Source organism: Enterococcus sp. C76, assembly GCF_040886985.1.
GTDB classification, from domain to species: Bacteria; Bacillota; Bacilli; order Lactobacillales; family Enterococcaceae; genus Enterococcus_B; species Enterococcus_B lactis.
The window spans coordinates 28,159-44,149 of sequence record NZ_JBFOEY010000012.1; the positions used below are offsets into that span (position 1 = coordinate 28,159).

Genomic DNA, 15,991 nt, shown 5'->3' on the forward strand with positions numbered 1-15,991 from the left:
AGTACTCCTATCTCAAATAAAAATTAGAATAACTTCACTTTCGATTTCTAACGATTATGAACCCAAATAAGCACTTTATGAATTCAATAATTAACGAAAATGAAGTTATGTTATAATTTGCCCGACGAAATAGGTTAGAGTTATGATTTGCTAAAAATATTTATAATCTATTTTATTTGATAAGAAAAGTATTTATTTCCTTTTTTTGCTAAACCAAAAACTTCCCCGATTTTTAAATCTTTTGGAGAGTAATGAAGTGTTGGAATTTCAAATAAATTATTTTTCTTATCAGTGATGTTAATTGGAAATTGAATGTCTTCTCTGTCTTCAGGAGAAAGAATGGCAATTTTTTTGTTTTGGAAAAGTACTGTAGTAATTTGTGTTTTTCCTAAAACTTGTATATCCGCGCCTTGACAGGCTTTGACTTTATCTAAAGATGGATAGCGATGATTAGATTGAACAACCGAAGAAGAAGTTTCAACGGTTGATTGACTATTTGTTTCTGTTTTCTTTGACAGAGAAAAAGCAATGATGAGTACAGATATAAGTAAAATACTTAGTAGTAAGGTTATGAGTGATTTATTCTTCATAAGTTACAAGCTCCATAAATAAAATTGTTTTTTCAATGTAGAAGCAGAAACGACTTATTGTTGTTTCTGCTTTTTAGCTTTCAATTTTTTAGCGTAAGCTTCGACGTCACTTTTTAAATATAATCTTACAAGTGATGTTGCAGGATCTCCGTCAAATTCTAGAAAAGGAGTTAGTACTTTTCTATTTATTGCTTGAGAAATACCGGCATAACTTTGACCAGTAATCTTAGCAGCTCCTCTTCTAGTAACGAGATTTTCCTGAGCCCAAGCTTGAAATGATTCAATCGCTTCCTTATCCAATATAGCCACCTCTTTTTCTTATGATCATAAGTTTATTATATCAAAAGAAAAAATTTTTTCAAAAACCTGTTTACAAATGATTATAAGTTTAGTATCATAAGTTTATAATCATAGAGAAATTTATTAAAGAAAGTAGGAATGGTAAAAAATGAAAATATTAAAAGTATTAGCAATCGGAGTTACAGTTGGGGGAATTGCATTAGCAACTGCTCATGAGAAAGTAGATGCAGCAGAATGGACACCACGTACAGTAGAACAAATTAAAGCAGATATGAATGGTAACGAATATACAATCGTTTGGGGAGACACTCTAAGTGCAATTAGCCAAGCAACAAATATTACCGTACAAAAATTAGCAGATATGAACGAGATTGCCAACGTAGACTTGATCTACGCAGGCAACAAGTTAGTTTTTGATGGGTTTGATGGGAATGTTGTAAGTGTTCAAAATAGCAATGGAGAAACAATTGCACAATCAGTAATTGAAAATGAAGACAAAGTGGTTGAAAATCAACCAGTAGGACAACCAGTACAAGATACAACTAATTCAGCAACGCAATCTGAAGTAACACCTTCAGTTGATAATACAGTTGCAGATAATACACAAACTGGTGGTCAAACTGGAAATGCAGGAGTAACAACACCAAGTACACCTGAAAACAATGGTGGAACGACTCAAACACCGACACAACCAGATAACAACCAAAATGGTTCAAATAATGGTCAAACAACACCTTCAAATCCAGGAAACAATAATGGCGGAACAACAACACCTTCAGAACCTAGTCAACCAGATAATGGTGGTACAACAACGCCAGAAAAACCATATCCATTAAATCCATATACTGGTACAGGAACACAATACAATACTGAAGCAGAAGCAACTGCAGCAGGAGAAGAGTACATGAAAAACAATCCTAATCCTTCAGGTGGATATAGAATTGTAGATGAACTATGGAGCGATGGAACTTATAAATTCTATTTAGAAGTTTATTAATAAGAAAGAGAGCTTACTTTTAAGCTCTCTTTTTTGTTTAAAGGAGTGAAGTGATGAGGTGTAGAGATCCTTAAATAATCTAATTAAATATATTTGATATTAAACGCATACCTTAATCGGATGCGTTTTTATTTTTGATTTGTTTATTAGGAGGAATTTTAGTGAAATCGAAGAAAACATTAAAGATAGCTAATTGGCTTATGGTATTGTTAACGCTAGGTCAAGTATTGATTGGGTCAAGTGCTAGTTTTGCAGAAGAAATTACTTCTGATTCGACTTCAATCGTTCAAAAAGATACTTCTAGTGAAGAACAGAAACAAGTCGAATCGACACAAGGAACAAGTACTGTTACAAAAGAAACTGAATCGGAAAATCCTGAAAATTTTACCATAGAAGATGAAAACAGTAAAAGTGAAAATGCCAATGCGAATGACAGTCCTAAACAAGTGAATCAAATGCCTGTCTTAAAGAATGAAGATATTCAAACAGAAATTGATAACTTGTTATCAGAAAATGGTTTGTCAATTGATGAATCAGGCAAATTTCATATTACCAATGAATCTTCTTATAGAGATAATCTATTTGAAGTTATGCAAAAAATTGATTCATTAAGACAACAAAGCAAAGAACAAGCACGTGCGGTTCTTTCATATGGTTTATTATTGGGACGTGGAAACGGTGTTGTGGTTGTTCCTGCTAATGAAAATCTTTCTGCCGTTCGATTTACACGAAATAATGTAACTGAATATGGATGGTATGGTAAGAAAACAGCAGACGGACGTGAAGCTTACTGTATTGAACCAGGTGTACCATTAAATACTGGTAATAATCCTGGATATGTTATTTCAGAAGCAAACAGTGATCGTGCAGTAAAAGCTTCTTTAGTAGATTACTATGGACATTACAAACAACCTTCATTAGCTAATAAATTCTATACAGAATCATTGATTAATGAAGTAATGAATGGTTATACAACGACAATTCACTCAGATATCAATGGTCAGGTTAGTCAAGCTGGCTATGAAGCATTTAAAAAAGATGTAATGACTAAAGTCAATACATTCTATACAACTCCAAGTTTTGTGAGTAAGACAATCAATTTAAAAGTTGGTGAGAGTAAAACTTTAACTGACAATAAAGGTGTTTTAAACTACTATCAAGTAATTGATAATAAAGCAAATGTAGGATATAAGATTGAAAATAATAAACTTATATTGAATGCCAAAAATGATAGTAAAGAAAATGGAACTATTCGCTTTAGATATCTAATTGACGAAAAGTATCAAAGACCTGCTTTAGTTTATGATTCTCCTTTTTTACAAAATGTATTTGTAGGTGGAACAAAAGATCCTAAATATTTTGATCTTACTATAAAGGTACAAAAAAATGGCGAATTTCAAATCAAGAAAATCGATAAAGAAACTGGAAAAGCTGTACCTGGTACAAAATTCAAACTAGAATATAGTAATCTTCCAGCAGGTACAACTGCGCCAAAAGAAACAGAAGTGACTACTGATAAAAATGGGGTAACACCAAAAATTGAAGCGCCACATGGTACACATGTGAAAGCAACAGAAATTTTCGTTCCAGCACCTTACGTTTTAGGGTCTGCGATCGGCGATTCTGACGTGGTAGAAGGCGATGTAGTCGCAAATAAAACTATTACGTTGACACAACGTAACCAACAAGCAAAAGGTCAAATCAATATTGAAAAATCCGGTGTATATGGTAAAGATATGTGGAACGACAACTATTCTTTAGAAGGAAATGTGTTTGAAATCCATGAAAATGATGCAAAAGGAAAAGTTGTCGCAACAGTTACAACAGACAAAAATGGACACGCAGAAACTAATAAAGAATTGCCTTTAGGCACTTATGTAGTGACTGAAAAAACAGCTTCTAACGGTTTTGCAAATACTTTCAAACCGGTTGAAGTAGAAATCAAATACGCTAATCAATCTACTGCTGTCATTGTAAAAAATATTGAAGGTACGAACCAAGAAGTGACAGGATCAACTGTATTAACAAAAGTTGATGCTGAAACAGGTTCAGAAACACAAGGACAAGCAACATTTAATGGCGCTCAATACGGTTTATTTCATGAAGACGGAACACCAGTCAAATGGTCAGAAGCCTTTAAACCAGAATATGTGGAAGGTAACAAATTAGAAGGTGACGAAATCGCCTTTGAAATGACTGATAAACTTCAAAAAGCTAGTGTAAAACACTTAGCACTAGGAAAATATTACTGGAAAGAAACAAAAGCGCCAGAAGGTTACCAAATTGACAATACAAAACGTGAATTTGAAATCACTTATAAGGATCAAGATACAAAAGTCATTGCAACAGAATCTACTTCAAAAGAAAATGTTGTGAAATTTACGTTAGATGGCTTTAAATATGTAGAATCTAAAACAGGTAGCACAAAATCTGGTTACAACGGAATCGAGTTCAAATTAACACCAATCAATGATACAAAAGGAGAAGCAATCACTACAAAAACTATCACAAACGAAGATGGTTATGACGGCTACTTTGCATTTGAAGGTATTCCTTACGGTGACTATGAATTAACAGAAGTGAAAGCCCCAGAAGGCTATCAAATCATTAAACCACTAACGATTACTTCTGATTTTGACGCAGAAAAACGTGAATATACGTTTACTGTGACTGAAAAAGGTCAAAAAGAACCTTTAAAAGTCTTAACTGTTTCTGAAGAAGAAATCAACAATGGATCAAATGTGATCCAATTAAGTAAATTGTTTATCACAAACAACTTAGTCAAAGTACCAACAATCCGTACTTTAGCGACTGTAGATGGCGAAAAAACATTCACGCCAGCAAAAGATATACCAATGCACGATGACATTTTCTTGGGTAACTTGATTAAAGATGACAAATACAACCTAAAAATAAAACTTTGGAGAATCCAAAACGGAAACTACGAAAAAGCACAAGTTGTATTTGAAACAGATAAAGATTTTATCGCTCAAGCAGAAAATGAAAAAGAAGTGATCGATACATTGGTAGATACTTCGAAAGACGATGAAAACACAAGTTACGTGTGGACAGAAGAGCTTTTCGATAAAACTGGTACAAAAGTGGCTGAACACAATGATTTATCGAATAAAGATCAAACAGTGACACCAAAAATTGAGAAAAAAGAAACGGTGAAACCAGTTGTTTCAAACAAAACAAACACACCAACAAGCAAACCTACTCAAATAGCTGCGAAAGCAAGTATTCCTCAAACTTCAGGTGAATTGAATGGTGCAATGGTATTTGTTGTATTTGCCGTAGTAATGGTGATTGCTGTAGGTACTTTTGTTCATATGAAAAAACGAGGTTCAAACAAATAAAATCAAACTAGGCTAAACGTCTGAATAAGGCGTTTAGCTCATTATATTTAATTTGTATATTCCTTTTTTATTTGTAAAATTTATTTGTATGAATAGAAAAGGAGTACTTTTATGATCAAAATGATTAGTTTAGTAATTATTCAAATAATTTCAATTATAGGAGGTGTGCTTTCAGCCATTAATATGACAAGAACGTTAAATGAACGTAAAATCTATAGTTCTCAAACAAAAAATCTTTTTTTAAATGTCTTGAATTATTCATTGGCTTCAAATGAGCTATTGATTTATCACTTAAATACTTCTAATGCTCCTGTCAAAACAATGGAAGTTTATGTAACAGAATTAGAGACTATGAAGATCAATTACCAGTTATTAAATTCGATTGATTTAACAAAAGTTTCCATTCATTATCAAAAAAATATTCAAGGGTACATGTATCACTATCAACGTTATTTAGTTAGTGTAGAAGAATATCTAAAACGATTAAAAAATAGAAGTGACTATTTGAAAGAGATTTTAGAAGGAAAACACAAGTATGAATCGATTGCTTTTACAAAATTCATTTCTGGAAATCAGGAAACTCTAGAACAAGCAAAACAGGAGTTTTTAAATAGTGAATATGGTATTGATTATATTCTGATAGAAGATGGAAGTGTTCTAAAATCTCTCTTTCTTAATTTTTTAGAGGAATCAAGGAGTTTATTTCAAGATATTTTGCAGGCAACAGAATCAGGAAAGATTTCTCAACATGTTGAGATTCAACAAATATTTACGGAGTTTTTTGCAAAAAATTTAGAAATAAAAAAAGAAGTTTCTTCTTAATTTGACTGTGAGGAAGCAATTGTGGAACAAAAAATAAATAAAAATAGTTTAAAGCAAGAATATCGTTATTTAATAATTAATCTTTATTGTAAGTTATGTACTTTTTTTGTTGGAAAAGATGATTTAGGAGAAAATAGAAACTTCCAAAACTATGAACAAAGCAATGATTGTTCATGAAAAAAATCTTAAAATTTTTTTCAATTATTTGGTTATTACTTGGTTTTTCTATTGTAGGATCAACGATTTATGGTTATTATCTTTTACAAAAAAATGATAATCGTAGCAGCGTATTAAGTTTTCCAATACAAAATGAAAAACAAGTAGAGGAAAATCAACAAGCTAAAATCACTGATTCTTTATTTGATCCTGAATCAATTCAACCCGTACATGCAAAAGATTTTGCAAATGCCCAATTACATTATGAAGAAATTATCAATCAATGGGGGATTGGTTCGATTTACATACCTAGTTCAATTGTTCAAACGAAAATTTTATCGGGTATGAGTAATGATAACTTAATGGTAGGTGTTGGCACGTATCGCTCAGAGCAACGATTAGGAAAAGGCAATTATGTGTTATTGGCTCATAATCTTACGCAAGGCGGTGGCGTATTAAATAATATTCGCCAAACCGCAATAGGTTCATTGATCTATGCTACAGATTTTTCAAAAATTTATGAATATCGAGTAACCATGAATCAAGTGGTAAATCAATCAGCAGGAGAAGTGCTAAATGAGCCAAAAGAAAATGAAAAACCACTGATCACACTTATTCGTTGTGAAGGAGGATTGAATACGGATAAACGTGCGGTTGTTCAAGGAGAATTGATTTCTTCCTATTCTGCTAGTGAAGCAAATAATGATTTGAAGGAAAGGCTAGGGCTTATTTCTGTTGTTAAAGACCAAGAAGAATCAGTAAAGTCTTCTAATACAACAGAATCAAATCTTAATAAACACCAAACCAATTCAAACAAACATACTAATCCTTCAGCAAATATAAATGAAAAAAATAGGGTACTGAAAGAGAGTCAAGATGTTTATTCTTCTTTTCAAAGGTACTGTATTTGGTTGGTAAAAGAGCTTAATAATATTGGAGTATTATTGCTTTTTTCTTTTATCTACCTTTTTGTATTGATATCTATGCTATATATGAACCATAAATAACTTTTCACTTTATATACAATTAAACTAAAAAAAATGGAGGTTATGGAATGAAAAAAACAAGTAAACTATTATCAGCAATGTTACTGCTAGGGCAAATGGTAGGTTATACACCTAATGTTCTAGCAGACGAAGAACAGCCACAACTAACGACGGAGCAAACAACTAATGTTACTAACACAGAAACAACAGATCATTCAACGGAGACAGGAGAAACAGCTTCGTCTACAACGGATGAAATTCAAGAATCAGTTGATTCTACGACAGATTCAACCCAATCGTCTGAATCAGAAAAAGAAGAAACTGATACGACTGATTCGAGTTCAGAAGCGACCTTGCCAGAACAACAACCTTCAGAAAACAAACCTGTTGAAAAACCTGAGCAACCAGAACAATCTGAACGCCCAATAGAAAAACCAACGACTAAACCTAATGATTCAGTGAACCAAAAACCGACTCAACCGACTCAACCGTCTAAACCTGTGGAAGTTGTACCTGAACAACCCAAACAGTCAGATACACCGCAAGTTTCTACAGAAAAGGAAGAAAAATCAGAAGAACAAGCACAACCAGTTCAAGAAGAGCCAAAAAGCTATCATCAAGCACCAACAGCACCGATTCAAGAAATAGTGCCTTCAAGTAAACAGGATAACGAAGGCAATATTCATTTTGAAAAAGATGAATCAGTAGAAAGCTTTATTCGTAAAATTGGAGAATCTGCTCGAAAAATAGGTCAAGAAAATGACTTATATGCTTCTGTTATGATTGCCCAAGCCATTTTGGAATCAGCTAGTGGGCAAAGTCAATTAGCACAAGCACCAAATTACAATTTGTTTGGAATCAAAGGCACACATAATGGAAAAGGTGTCTCTTTTGCGACACAAGAAGATTTAGGTGATGGGACACTTTATACTACTCAGGCAACTTTTAGACAGTATGAGAACTACGAAGACAGCTTAAATGACTATGCTCAACTATTAAAAGAGGGCTTAACAGGAAATAGTCATTTTTACGATGGAGTTTGGAAAACAAATGCAAAAACTTATCAAGAAGCAACGAAATTCTTAACTGGCAGATATGCAACAGATACAAAGTATGACCAAAAATTAAATGGTTTGATCGAAACATATGATTTAACCACATATGATAAAGAAGTAGCAGGGCCGCAATTAAGTAAAGAAGGGTATATCGTACCAGTGAAAAACTATACGATTTCAAGTCCATTTGGTACTCGTGGGGGAGAATTTCATAGAGGTCTTGATTTAGCAGCAGCACAAGGCGAGCCAATTTACGCTAGCAAAGCAGGAACAGTGGTTAAAGCCGAGTTTCACCCTTCTTGGGGGAATTATGTAGCCATTGAGCATGAAGATGGTACAACGGCTTTATACGCCCACCAACAAGAATATCAAGTGGAAGTGGGAGACCACATAAAACAAGGTCAAATTATCGGTTTTGTTGGTTCTACTGGAAATAGTACAGGTAGCCACTTACACTTTGAACTTTGTATAGATAATACTTTAGTTCAATCACAATTAGTTGATCCGGAAACAGTCTTATTTTAAAAATAAGACTGTTTTTTTATCACTATTCTAATTTATTATTTAAGGAGATTTTTTAATGAATTTAACAGAAGCAAATAATTTATATAAAAAAGAGGAACTGTTATTGGGAGAAGATCAACAGTTCCTTTTAGTTTTTCTAAAAGATATAGTTAAAGTTCCAGTATCCAAAAAATTGAAAAAAGGACACCGTAGTTTAATTGAAAAAGAATATAGTTATCATATTCCTAAAGAATCAGTTGAGAAGAATCCTTTTTATTCTTCTCAACTTCCACATGTCAGATATGTTAAATGGCTACACATTTTAAATGAGCAAAAACAAATAGTTCAAAAAGTTCCAATTTTAAAAGTTTTTCAAACAAGACGCGGTGGGTTAACTTGCTGTATTGATCGAAAAACTTTTACACAAGAAATGGATAAAAATAAAAATGATTCAATTAAAAAAAATCGACGATCCAATTCGATTAACTGATTATTTAAAAGAATATGAGTGTCATATTCAATATATCTTAGAAAATATGACATTTGTTAATTTAACAGATCAAGCTACTCAAAAATTGTTAAAGATGGAAATAATTCGAGCAGAAACGATTTGGTATACGTATTATGAAACGAACTTTCGTGCACCAGATTATCATTTTTTACAAAATGAAATCATTGATTTTGGTATCTTTCGATTGCCTTTTTTTGAACAGACTACACAAGAGGAAGAAGGTGATTGGATTAGTGCCGATAATTTTGTTCATCGCTATATCGTACGTTTGAGAGAAGAAAAATGGCTTTCTTCTCTTTTTTTTGCACCAGAAGATCTCACATTTATTGAACGATATACAAAAAAGAAAGCAAAAGATTATTTTCAAGAACGAGATCAATATGTTCCAGGATATGAATCCTTTCGCATTTCAAAAAATTCGAAAATGCAACGATTAGGCTATGAGCAATTAAAGAAAAATTTTTGGTCTGATCCGTTGATTTGTAAATATGCCAAAGGAGGGATGAAGCCAATGTAAAAGTAGATTATTTATAAAACAAAAAAGGAGAGAATCAAATGATTATTATTTCAGGGATAATTTTATTATTTATTGGAGGTTGTTTAGGATATCAGGTTGCTTATTTCCCGAAGTTTAAAGAACTGCAACAAAGGCGTGCTATACAAGCTTATTTCAATCTAAAATCCAACGATTATACGTACTTTTATGAGGGAGTGGAAGATTCCTACATTTTAAGTGTGGAAAATCAAGAATATCGAATTAAATTCTCTATGAATAATCCTATTAAGGTAGTCTATGCAGTGGAATTAGAAATGAGTAGTGACGAAATGGTGGAATAAAAATGATCATTGAATTTTTAGAAACAAGTGGGTTGGAACTTCCATTGAATCAAAAGATGGATTTAGATAAAGGCTTTATACAACTGAAACGTCAAAATGAGGAATTACTTGCTCGATCAGAAATTGGCTGGTGTAGTTTTTCCATCTATGCAGAGGGACAAAAAATACCTGCCTATGAAGGGGAATTTGATTTACCTGTTCAAGACTTTCATTTAGTTCGAATGATTGAAAAAAACTTTAAAAAAGAAGGAGAGATTGACAGTCAAGTTCAAGCATTTTTAGAGATTTTGAATCAGAGCTTGCCAAAATACTATCGTTTGAAATCAGAAAAAGATGTGAAGCCAGTGAAAGAGAAGAAGGTCAGAAAAGTTGCTTCAAAAGAATCAAGAGAGTTATCAGTAAAAATGGAACATGCTGTTCACGAAGTACCTAAAAAAAACCGACATAAATGGTTTCTTGTTTTCATTACTCTAGTAGCTGGATTGTTACTTGTTCAAACCACTTATTTTTCAATAAAAATGAATCAGTCGACACAAGAGATTGTACAACTTCATGATCAATTGGAAACTATGCAAGAAAAAGTAAACTCACAAGGACAATTAGATACTTTTTGTCGGTATTTTTTAACGAACTTTTATTCAAAAGAGTCCGATAAGGAAGTGTATCAAGACAAAAATAAAGTTTTTTTATCGAATCAACTGATTGATCAGCTTTCGCCAACTGAAACACCAGTAAAATCGATTTTATCTTGGAATGTTCAACCAAAGAAAAATCAATGGGTTGTTTCTTATATTGTTTCTTTAGAAGAAAGCAAAGAAAAACAAGTAACAAAAAAAGTTACTTTTATGTTAAAAGAAAAAGATCAAAAATATCAGGTAACTAAATTACCACAATTAGAAAATTTTGAAATCAATTCATAGAAAAGAGGAAATAAACATGAAGAAAATGATTTTAAGCACATTATTTAGTGCCACTTTATTAATGGGAACAACAGGAACATTTGCAGATACAGTTATACCAGAAGAGCCTACAACACCACCTAGTGGAGAAATAACACCACCAACAAATGAGGGAGAAGAACCAACTGATCCAGTATTGCCACCAGATACAGGAGACACAGGCGGTGAAGATACAGGCACAACGCCACCAGACACAGGGGATACAGATACAGGTGGTGGAGATACAGGTATAACACCACCAGACACAGGAGATACAGATACAGGTGGTGGAGATACAGGTATAACGCTACCAGACACAGGAGACACAGATACAGGTAGTGGAGATACAGGTATAACGCCACCAGACACAGGAGATACAGGCACAGGTGGTGGAGATACAGGTGTAACGCCACCAGACACAGGAGATACAGGTGGCGGAGACACAGGTACAACGCCACCAGACACAGGAGACACAGATACAGGAGGTGGAAATACAGGCACAACACCACCAAACACAGGAGACACAAATACCAATGGAGAAAACACAGAAACAATGACACCGCCAACTACAAATGTAGGTGTAAATTCTGATGGTTCAATCAATCATACTGGAAATAGTACGCAAACTACACCTATTCAAACAAATAATGTAAGTGAATTAACACATATTCCTACTGTTTCTACACCAGTAGAAACAGATACAGGTGAGAAAATTGTTTCTGTGGTAGACGGTGTACCTTATAAACAAACAGAAAAAGGATTGACTTCTATTAGTGCAAATGTAACGAAGTTACCAAGTGGAAATATCGCAGTTAAAGGATCGGATGGACAATTGAAAGTCTTGCCAAAAACTAATGAAAAAGCAACTTCTTTCATAGTTGCATTGATAGGGGGAATCTTAACTTCAATGAGTGGTTGGTTATTCTGGAAAAAACGTCGAATGAAAGTGAATTAATGAATGAGCAAGAAAAAAATATTGATTTTGTGCGGGCTAAATTTTTTGCCCGTACTTCTTTTTATTGGCTTTTTTTTTCTACTGTTGATTAGTTGTACCACACTATCTGAAGATGAAACAGTAGATTGTTCGGCGATCGTTGATACACCAGCTGCAAATGTCGTAGCTACGAATCAAGGATCAGAAAAAAATGGTTTACAAATTGCGACTGAAATAAGTAAGAAATTTCCTACAACTCCACAAGGTTTAGCAGGAATGTTAGGAAATTTTGACCAGGAATCGAACAATATGCCAACAGCTATTGAACGACCTAATGATCCTTTATCTGGACATGGAATTGCTCAATGGACAGCAGGAAGAACAACAAATTTAATGAACTTTGCCAAAGAAAAAGGGAAAGACTGGACAGACTTAGGCTTACAAATTGAATTTTTAATCCATGAATTAGAAACAACAGAAAAAGCAGCACAAGCCGCTTTAAAAGCTTCAACTGTCGAGGAAGGAACAGCGCAATGGCAAACATTATTTGAACGTGCTGGAGATCCAATGATGGGGAATCGATTAAATTATGCCAATCAATGGTATGCCAAGCTTAGTTCAAATGATCCAATTTCTCAAATGACTTTGAGCAATGGAGCAACAGCGAGTCAGCAAGATCAAATCGAAGAATGTTTGTCTGAAACTTCAACGACTGTTTCTAGTGCAGACGGAAACGTTTTAAAAGTAGCCAAAAGTTTTATTGGATACTTTCATTATTCTCAACCTTTACGCACACAGTTTGGTAGTATAGATTCTCCAGATAAGAATGGATATGCCGATTGTTCTAGTTTTGTATGGCTAGTTTTGACCAAAGCGGGCTATCGAACACCAGAAAACGTTCAATGGTATACCGGAAGTATGACAAGTGACGCAAGAGGTGCAAAACAGTATCTACAAGAAGTTTCTCCGAATGAAGCAAAAGCCGGTGATGTAGTAATTGTCAACTTAGGAACAGGTGTGGGTGACGATGGACATACCGCAATTTTAGCGGAAGATTGGCATGGACTGACGACAAAAATAGTTGAACAAGGTGGTATGAATCATAATGGTGTAGGTGAAGGACAAGTAGATTTATCTTTTGGCTATCTATTAAATGGTGGTGATATTTGTCTGGCACGTCCAATAAAAAAATAAAAGGGGTTCAATTGTGAAGAAACAAAAGTTGATTAAATTTTTGAGTATTGTGCTAGCTTTCGCTGGTGTAGGTGGTTATTGGCTTGCTCAAGAAAAAAATGATCTTTCTCGTGAACAAATAGCGTTAAAGCAACAAGAACAAGTGTTTAAAGATCAAAAAAATGATCAAAAACAATTTATCAGTGAACTACAAGCATCGATTCAAAAATTAGAAAAAGAAAAGGTGGCATTACAAAAAGAAAATGAGGTATTGAAAAACAATGATGCTTCAGAAAAAGGAAATATCAAACAATTTAATGAGTTTGTCAATAAAGCTTTTCATGCGTTGTTTGACTATTATCCTGACACCTATTCTGAAAGAAAGAATGCTTGTGAACCGTATCTTTCAAAAGAGTTAATGAGTCAGTATTTTAAAGAAGGAGATTCATATGGTGACTCTAATGGAGTCTCTTCAGAACTAGAAAAATGTTCGCTTTATACAAAAAGTGTACAAAATGATAAATTAGAAGGTTTAGTTGTCGCTGAATATCAGAATAAAATCGGTTATAGTTCATGGAATAAGGCAATGAATGTTTTTCAAATTACCTATGATCTTTCCTCAAAGAAATTAACTGATATTCAAAATTTAGGTAGTAGCTTTAATGGCTCACTTTTAAAATAAAATAGAAAGTAGGGAAAATATGGAATATCCATCAAACAATAATCAAAATCAATTGTCAGTTGATAAAAAAAATCGTTTAGATATTAAGATTTCAGGATTTGACAATTATCGTCCAGCAATTCAATTAGCATTATTTGTATTATGGCGTATTCATCAAAAACAGTATCAAATTGGCTCAAGAATCTTCTATGAAGAATTGAAACATGCTTTAGACGGTAATAACCGTTCTTATAGTTTAACGGCATATAAAGAAGCACTTGCTTTTTTGGAGGGAGCAGGTGCAGCAGTCAATGAAGTAATTATTATCGAAAAAGTACCGAGTACTTTGATTCAACGGTACAAAATCGGACATGAGTAAAACAAAATTCAATCCAGAATTTGTCCAAAGTAAAGCAACGAAAAAAGCCAAAAAAACAAGAAAAAAGATTTCATTCGGAGCAATATTTTCTAAAAAAAAGCCAGAAAGTTCCACCCGAATGATTCAATTTTCTCAAAAAAGCGCTATGAGTATTTTCTCAGGCGTTTTTTTCTTTTTGTTTTTTGTAATGGGGATCGTGCTCCTCCTGAATTTTGGACGAATCGATACGTTAACTAGATTAGCAGCCAGCAAGCAAGTTAATCCAACTGTATTGTTAACACAAGTCAATAAAGGATTATCTAATACGGAACAAATGAAATATGACGGCACAAAGTTTGTTGAAAAACTTTTTGATTTGAACAAAGAAAAAATTGGAGAGTGGGAAAACAATCTCTCCCCTTATTTAGCACAAGGATTAACTGCTTCAGATTTAGGTTTTTCATCCACTACGCATTCAAGAGAATCAAAGCAAATTTCCTTTATTAAATCTGAAACGTTGAATGAAGCAGAGGCAATGTATCGTTTATTTTACGATGTGACATTTACAGAAGGGAATCAATGGCAAGATTGTCAGATTTCTTTTCCAGTTAGTTTTAAAGAACAAGAACTGAAAATACTTGATTCTATTGAGTTTTTGAACTTACAAGTAACAGAAAGTAAAAATAATGTGAATTATCGTTCAGAAAGATTTTTTGCGAAGGGGACAAATGTTTCAGACAATGAAAAACTAAAAATCGAAGAGTTTTTAAAAAAATACTTTGAATTATACGTCAAAAATGACGAGAAATTGGCGTTGATTGCTAATGTGAATGGTTTAGAAGGAGGAACTTTTAACAATATGCAATTGGAACATATTGTTCAAACAAAAGAAGGAAACTATGTAGCACAAGGAAAATATACGTTTAGTTTCCAAAAAGATAGTTCTTTTACTTCTAATTTCACAGCAGATATCAAGCCAAGTAGTGATAGCTATTTTATAACTAAATTTAATGAATAGGGGAACAAAAAAATGAAAATTTTTGATTTTAAATCATTATTTGATAGTGTATCTACACAAATTATTTGGTTATTAGCGCTTGTTGCAATTGCTTTAATGATAGGAGCATATGCTACACAAGGCTTTGCAAGAGCTGCATTTACCATTATAGGTGTGTTTATTTTAATAATGTTAATTCTTCTGCTATCTAATGCAACAGAAATTGGACAATGGTTGAAAGATCAGATTTGGATTGGTAATGATGGTAATACTGAAAATGTTGGTACAGTTCAAACCATCTTGCCATTGATTAGATGGATATAGTTAGTAAAGAGAACTATCAGGAGCTTGATGCTTCTGATAGTTAATTTTTAGATTGGGAAGTGTTGATGATGGAATATAACTATACAAAGGAATTTAAACAACCTCACAAAATATACGGAATTGGGGAACATAAGATTCCTTTTCTTAGTAATGGTGTGCGGATGGAACAAATCGTTGTATTTGGTATTTTTTTGATGATTTTAGGGATCTTTTTTCTTTTTAGTTTACTTAGTGGAAATGGATTTTTGCATACCTTAGTTACTAAGTCATGGATTTTAATGATTGCAGGTGTAGGTGTCTTAGTTTGGACACTTTTTTCATTAAAGTGGGACAATAAAAATTTTATAGATTATTTAATTGGTAGAGGAACATACTTTAGCAAACGAAAAAATCGTTACGAGCATGGTTTATATGTCCCTATTTTTCACCAAAAAGTAACTTATGCAAAAAAACAGAAAAGAAGCTATTAGTAATACATTAATTTTATGG

19 protein-coding genes are annotated in these 15,991 nt (G+C 33.1%); 17 read left to right on the plus strand and 2 right to left on the minus strand.

The window, feature by feature from the left end; genetic code table 11:
• Window positions 1–167 precede the first annotated feature (167 nt).
• Both AB3I00_RS12935 and AB3I00_RS12940 read right to left on the minus strand, forming a co-directional pair.
• Window positions 168–590: a hypothetical protein gene (locus AB3I00_RS12935; protein WP_368025395.1), complete on the minus strand. Its 423-nt coding sequence runs from the start codon at window positions 588–590 to the stop codon at window positions 168–170.
• Between the two features lie 54 nt (window positions 591–644).
• Window positions 645–890 carry a hypothetical protein gene (locus AB3I00_RS12940; RefSeq protein WP_104856149.1) on the minus strand — a complete coding sequence of 82 codons (246 nt, stop codon included), beginning with the start codon at window positions 888–890 and terminating at the stop codon, window positions 645–647.
• 148 nt (window positions 891–1,038) lie between these two features.
• Here AB3I00_RS12940 and AB3I00_RS12945 point away from each other — a divergent pair, with 148 nt between their 5' ends.
• From AB3I00_RS12945 to AB3I00_RS13025, 17 genes are all read left to right on the plus strand, one after another.
• Window positions 1,039–1,887, plus strand: coding sequence for a LysM peptidoglycan-binding domain-containing protein (locus tag AB3I00_RS12945; RefSeq protein ID WP_368025396.1), 849 nt, complete (start codon window positions 1,039–1,041; stop codon window positions 1,885–1,887).
• A gap of 161 nt (window positions 1,888–2,048) precedes the next feature.
• Window positions 2,049–5,246 carry a collagen binding domain-containing protein gene (locus AB3I00_RS12950; protein ID WP_368025397.1) on the plus strand — a complete coding sequence of 1,066 codons (3,198 nt, stop codon included), beginning with the start codon at window positions 2,049–2,051 and terminating at the stop codon, window positions 5,244–5,246.
• A gap of 111 nt (window positions 5,247–5,357) precedes the next feature.
• On the plus strand, window positions 5,358–6,068 hold the full coding sequence (locus AB3I00_RS12955; RefSeq protein WP_368025398.1) for a hypothetical protein: 711 nt from the start codon (window positions 5,358–5,360) through the stop codon (window positions 6,066–6,068).
• A 21-nt stretch (window positions 6,069–6,089) separates the two neighbouring features.
• Window positions 6,090–6,245, plus strand: coding sequence for a hypothetical protein (locus AB3I00_RS12960; protein ID WP_368025399.1), 156 nt, complete (start codon window positions 6,090–6,092; stop codon window positions 6,243–6,245).
• Window positions 6,242–7,231 carry a class A sortase gene (locus tag AB3I00_RS12965; RefSeq protein ID WP_368025400.1) on the plus strand — a complete coding sequence of 330 codons (990 nt, stop codon included), beginning with the start codon at window positions 6,242–6,244 and terminating at the stop codon, window positions 7,229–7,231. Before AB3I00_RS12960 ends, AB3I00_RS12965 begins: the two co-directional genes overlap by 4 nt.
• A gap of 47 nt (window positions 7,232–7,278) precedes the next feature.
• The gene (locus AB3I00_RS12970) at window positions 7,279–8,790 is read left to right on the plus strand and encodes a glucosaminidase domain-containing protein (RefSeq protein WP_368025401.1); all 1,512 of its coding nucleotides are present in this window, start codon (window positions 7,279–7,281) and stop codon (window positions 8,788–8,790) included.
• A gap of 55 nt (window positions 8,791–8,845) precedes the next feature.
• On the plus strand, window positions 8,846–9,259 hold the full coding sequence (locus tag AB3I00_RS12975) for a hypothetical protein (RefSeq protein WP_368025402.1): 414 nt from the start codon (window positions 8,846–8,848) through the stop codon (window positions 9,257–9,259).
• Window positions 9,216–9,797, plus strand: a complete 582-nt coding sequence (locus AB3I00_RS12980; protein ID WP_368025403.1) for a hypothetical protein — start codon at window positions 9,216–9,218, stop codon at window positions 9,795–9,797. The genes AB3I00_RS12975 and AB3I00_RS12980 overlap by 44 nt, the downstream gene beginning before the upstream one ends.
• A 38-nt stretch (window positions 9,798–9,835) precedes the next feature.
• Window positions 9,836–10,117, plus strand: a complete 282-nt coding sequence (locus tag AB3I00_RS12985) for a hypothetical protein (protein ID WP_104777014.1) — start codon at window positions 9,836–9,838, stop codon at window positions 10,115–10,117.
• Between the two features lie 2 nt (window positions 10,118–10,119).
• Complete coding sequence (locus AB3I00_RS12990; protein ID WP_368025404.1) at window positions 10,120–11,037, plus strand: hypothetical protein; 918 nt, start codon at window positions 10,120–10,122, stop codon at window positions 11,035–11,037.
• Window positions 11,038–11,053: 16 nt separating this feature from the next.
• Window positions 11,054–12,010 (plus strand): LPXTG cell wall anchor domain-containing protein, encoded by a 957-nt coding sequence (locus AB3I00_RS12995; protein ID WP_368025405.1) that lies wholly within the window; start codon window positions 11,054–11,056, stop codon window positions 12,008–12,010.
• Between the two features lie 3 nt (window positions 12,011–12,013).
• Entirely contained in the window at window positions 12,014–13,183 is a 1,170-nt protein-coding gene (locus AB3I00_RS13000; RefSeq protein ID WP_368025406.1) for a phage tail tip lysozyme, read from the plus strand.
• Window positions 13,184–13,196: 13 nt separating this feature from the next.
• Window positions 13,197–13,844, plus strand: coding sequence for a hypothetical protein (locus tag AB3I00_RS13005; RefSeq protein ID WP_368025407.1), 648 nt, complete (start codon window positions 13,197–13,199; stop codon window positions 13,842–13,844).
• A gap of 19 nt (window positions 13,845–13,863) precedes the next feature.
• The gene (locus AB3I00_RS13010; protein WP_249974226.1) at window positions 13,864–14,202 is read left to right on the plus strand and encodes a hypothetical protein; all 339 of its coding nucleotides are present in this window, start codon (window positions 13,864–13,866) and stop codon (window positions 14,200–14,202) included.
• Window positions 14,195–15,199 (plus strand): conjugal transfer protein, encoded by a 1,005-nt coding sequence (locus AB3I00_RS13015; RefSeq protein ID WP_228173787.1) that lies wholly within the window; start codon window positions 14,195–14,197, stop codon window positions 15,197–15,199. The genes AB3I00_RS13010 and AB3I00_RS13015 overlap by 8 nt, the downstream gene beginning before the upstream one ends.
• A 12-nt stretch (window positions 15,200–15,211) precedes the next feature.
• Window positions 15,212–15,502: a hypothetical protein gene (locus AB3I00_RS13020; protein ID WP_368025408.1), complete on the plus strand. Its 291-nt coding sequence runs from the start codon at window positions 15,212–15,214 to the stop codon at window positions 15,500–15,502.
• A 68-nt stretch (window positions 15,503–15,570) separates the two neighbouring features.
• On the plus strand, window positions 15,571–15,972 hold the full coding sequence (locus AB3I00_RS13025; RefSeq protein WP_228173786.1) for a TcpE family conjugal transfer membrane protein: 402 nt from the start codon (window positions 15,571–15,573) through the stop codon (window positions 15,970–15,972).
• Window positions 15,973–15,991 lie beyond the last annotated feature (19 nt).

Bases quoted from the DNA above. Each gene is read 5' to 3' on its own strand.
- AB3I00_RS13025 (WP_228173786.1), top strand. From the start codon at position 15,571: ATGGAATATAACTATACAAAGGAATTTAAACAACCTCACAAAATATAC.
- AB3I00_RS13020 (WP_368025408.1), top strand. From the start codon at position 15,212: ATGAAAATTTTTGATTTTAAATCATTATTTGATAGTGTATCTACACAA.
- AB3I00_RS12970 (WP_368025401.1), top strand. From the start codon at position 7,279: ATGAAAAAAACAAGTAAACTATTATCAGCAATGTTACTGCTAGGGCAA.
- AB3I00_RS12965 (WP_368025400.1), top strand. From the start codon at position 6,242: ATGAAAAAAATCTTAAAATTTTTTTCAATTATTTGGTTATTACTTGGT.
- AB3I00_RS12945 (WP_368025396.1), top strand. From the start codon at position 1,039: ATGAAAATATTAAAAGTATTAGCAATCGGAGTTACAGTTGGGGGAATT.
- AB3I00_RS12935 (WP_368025395.1), bottom strand. From the start codon at position 590: ATGAAGAATAAATCACTCATAACCTTACTACTAAGTATTTTACTTATA.
- AB3I00_RS12985 (WP_104777014.1), top strand. From the start codon at position 9,836: ATGATTATTATTTCAGGGATAATTTTATTATTTATTGGAGGTTGTTTA.
- AB3I00_RS12980 (WP_368025403.1), top strand. From the start codon at position 9,216: ATGATTCAATTAAAAAAAATCGACGATCCAATTCGATTAACTGATTAT.
- AB3I00_RS13000 (WP_368025406.1), top strand. From the start codon at position 12,014: ATGAGCAAGAAAAAAATATTGATTTTGTGCGGGCTAAATTTTTTGCCC.
- AB3I00_RS12995 (WP_368025405.1), top strand. From the start codon at position 11,054: ATGAAGAAAATGATTTTAAGCACATTATTTAGTGCCACTTTATTAATG.
- AB3I00_RS12975 (WP_368025402.1), top strand. From the start codon at position 8,846: ATGAATTTAACAGAAGCAAATAATTTATATAAAAAAGAGGAACTGTTA.
- AB3I00_RS12990 (WP_368025404.1), top strand. From the start codon at position 10,120: ATGATCATTGAATTTTTAGAAACAAGTGGGTTGGAACTTCCATTGAAT.
- AB3I00_RS13010 (WP_249974226.1), top strand. From the start codon at position 13,864: ATGGAATATCCATCAAACAATAATCAAAATCAATTGTCAGTTGATAAA.
- AB3I00_RS12955 (WP_368025398.1), top strand. From the start codon at position 5,358: ATGATCAAAATGATTAGTTTAGTAATTATTCAAATAATTTCAATTATA.
- AB3I00_RS13015 (WP_228173787.1), top strand. From the start codon at position 14,195: ATGAGTAAAACAAAATTCAATCCAGAATTTGTCCAAAGTAAAGCAACG.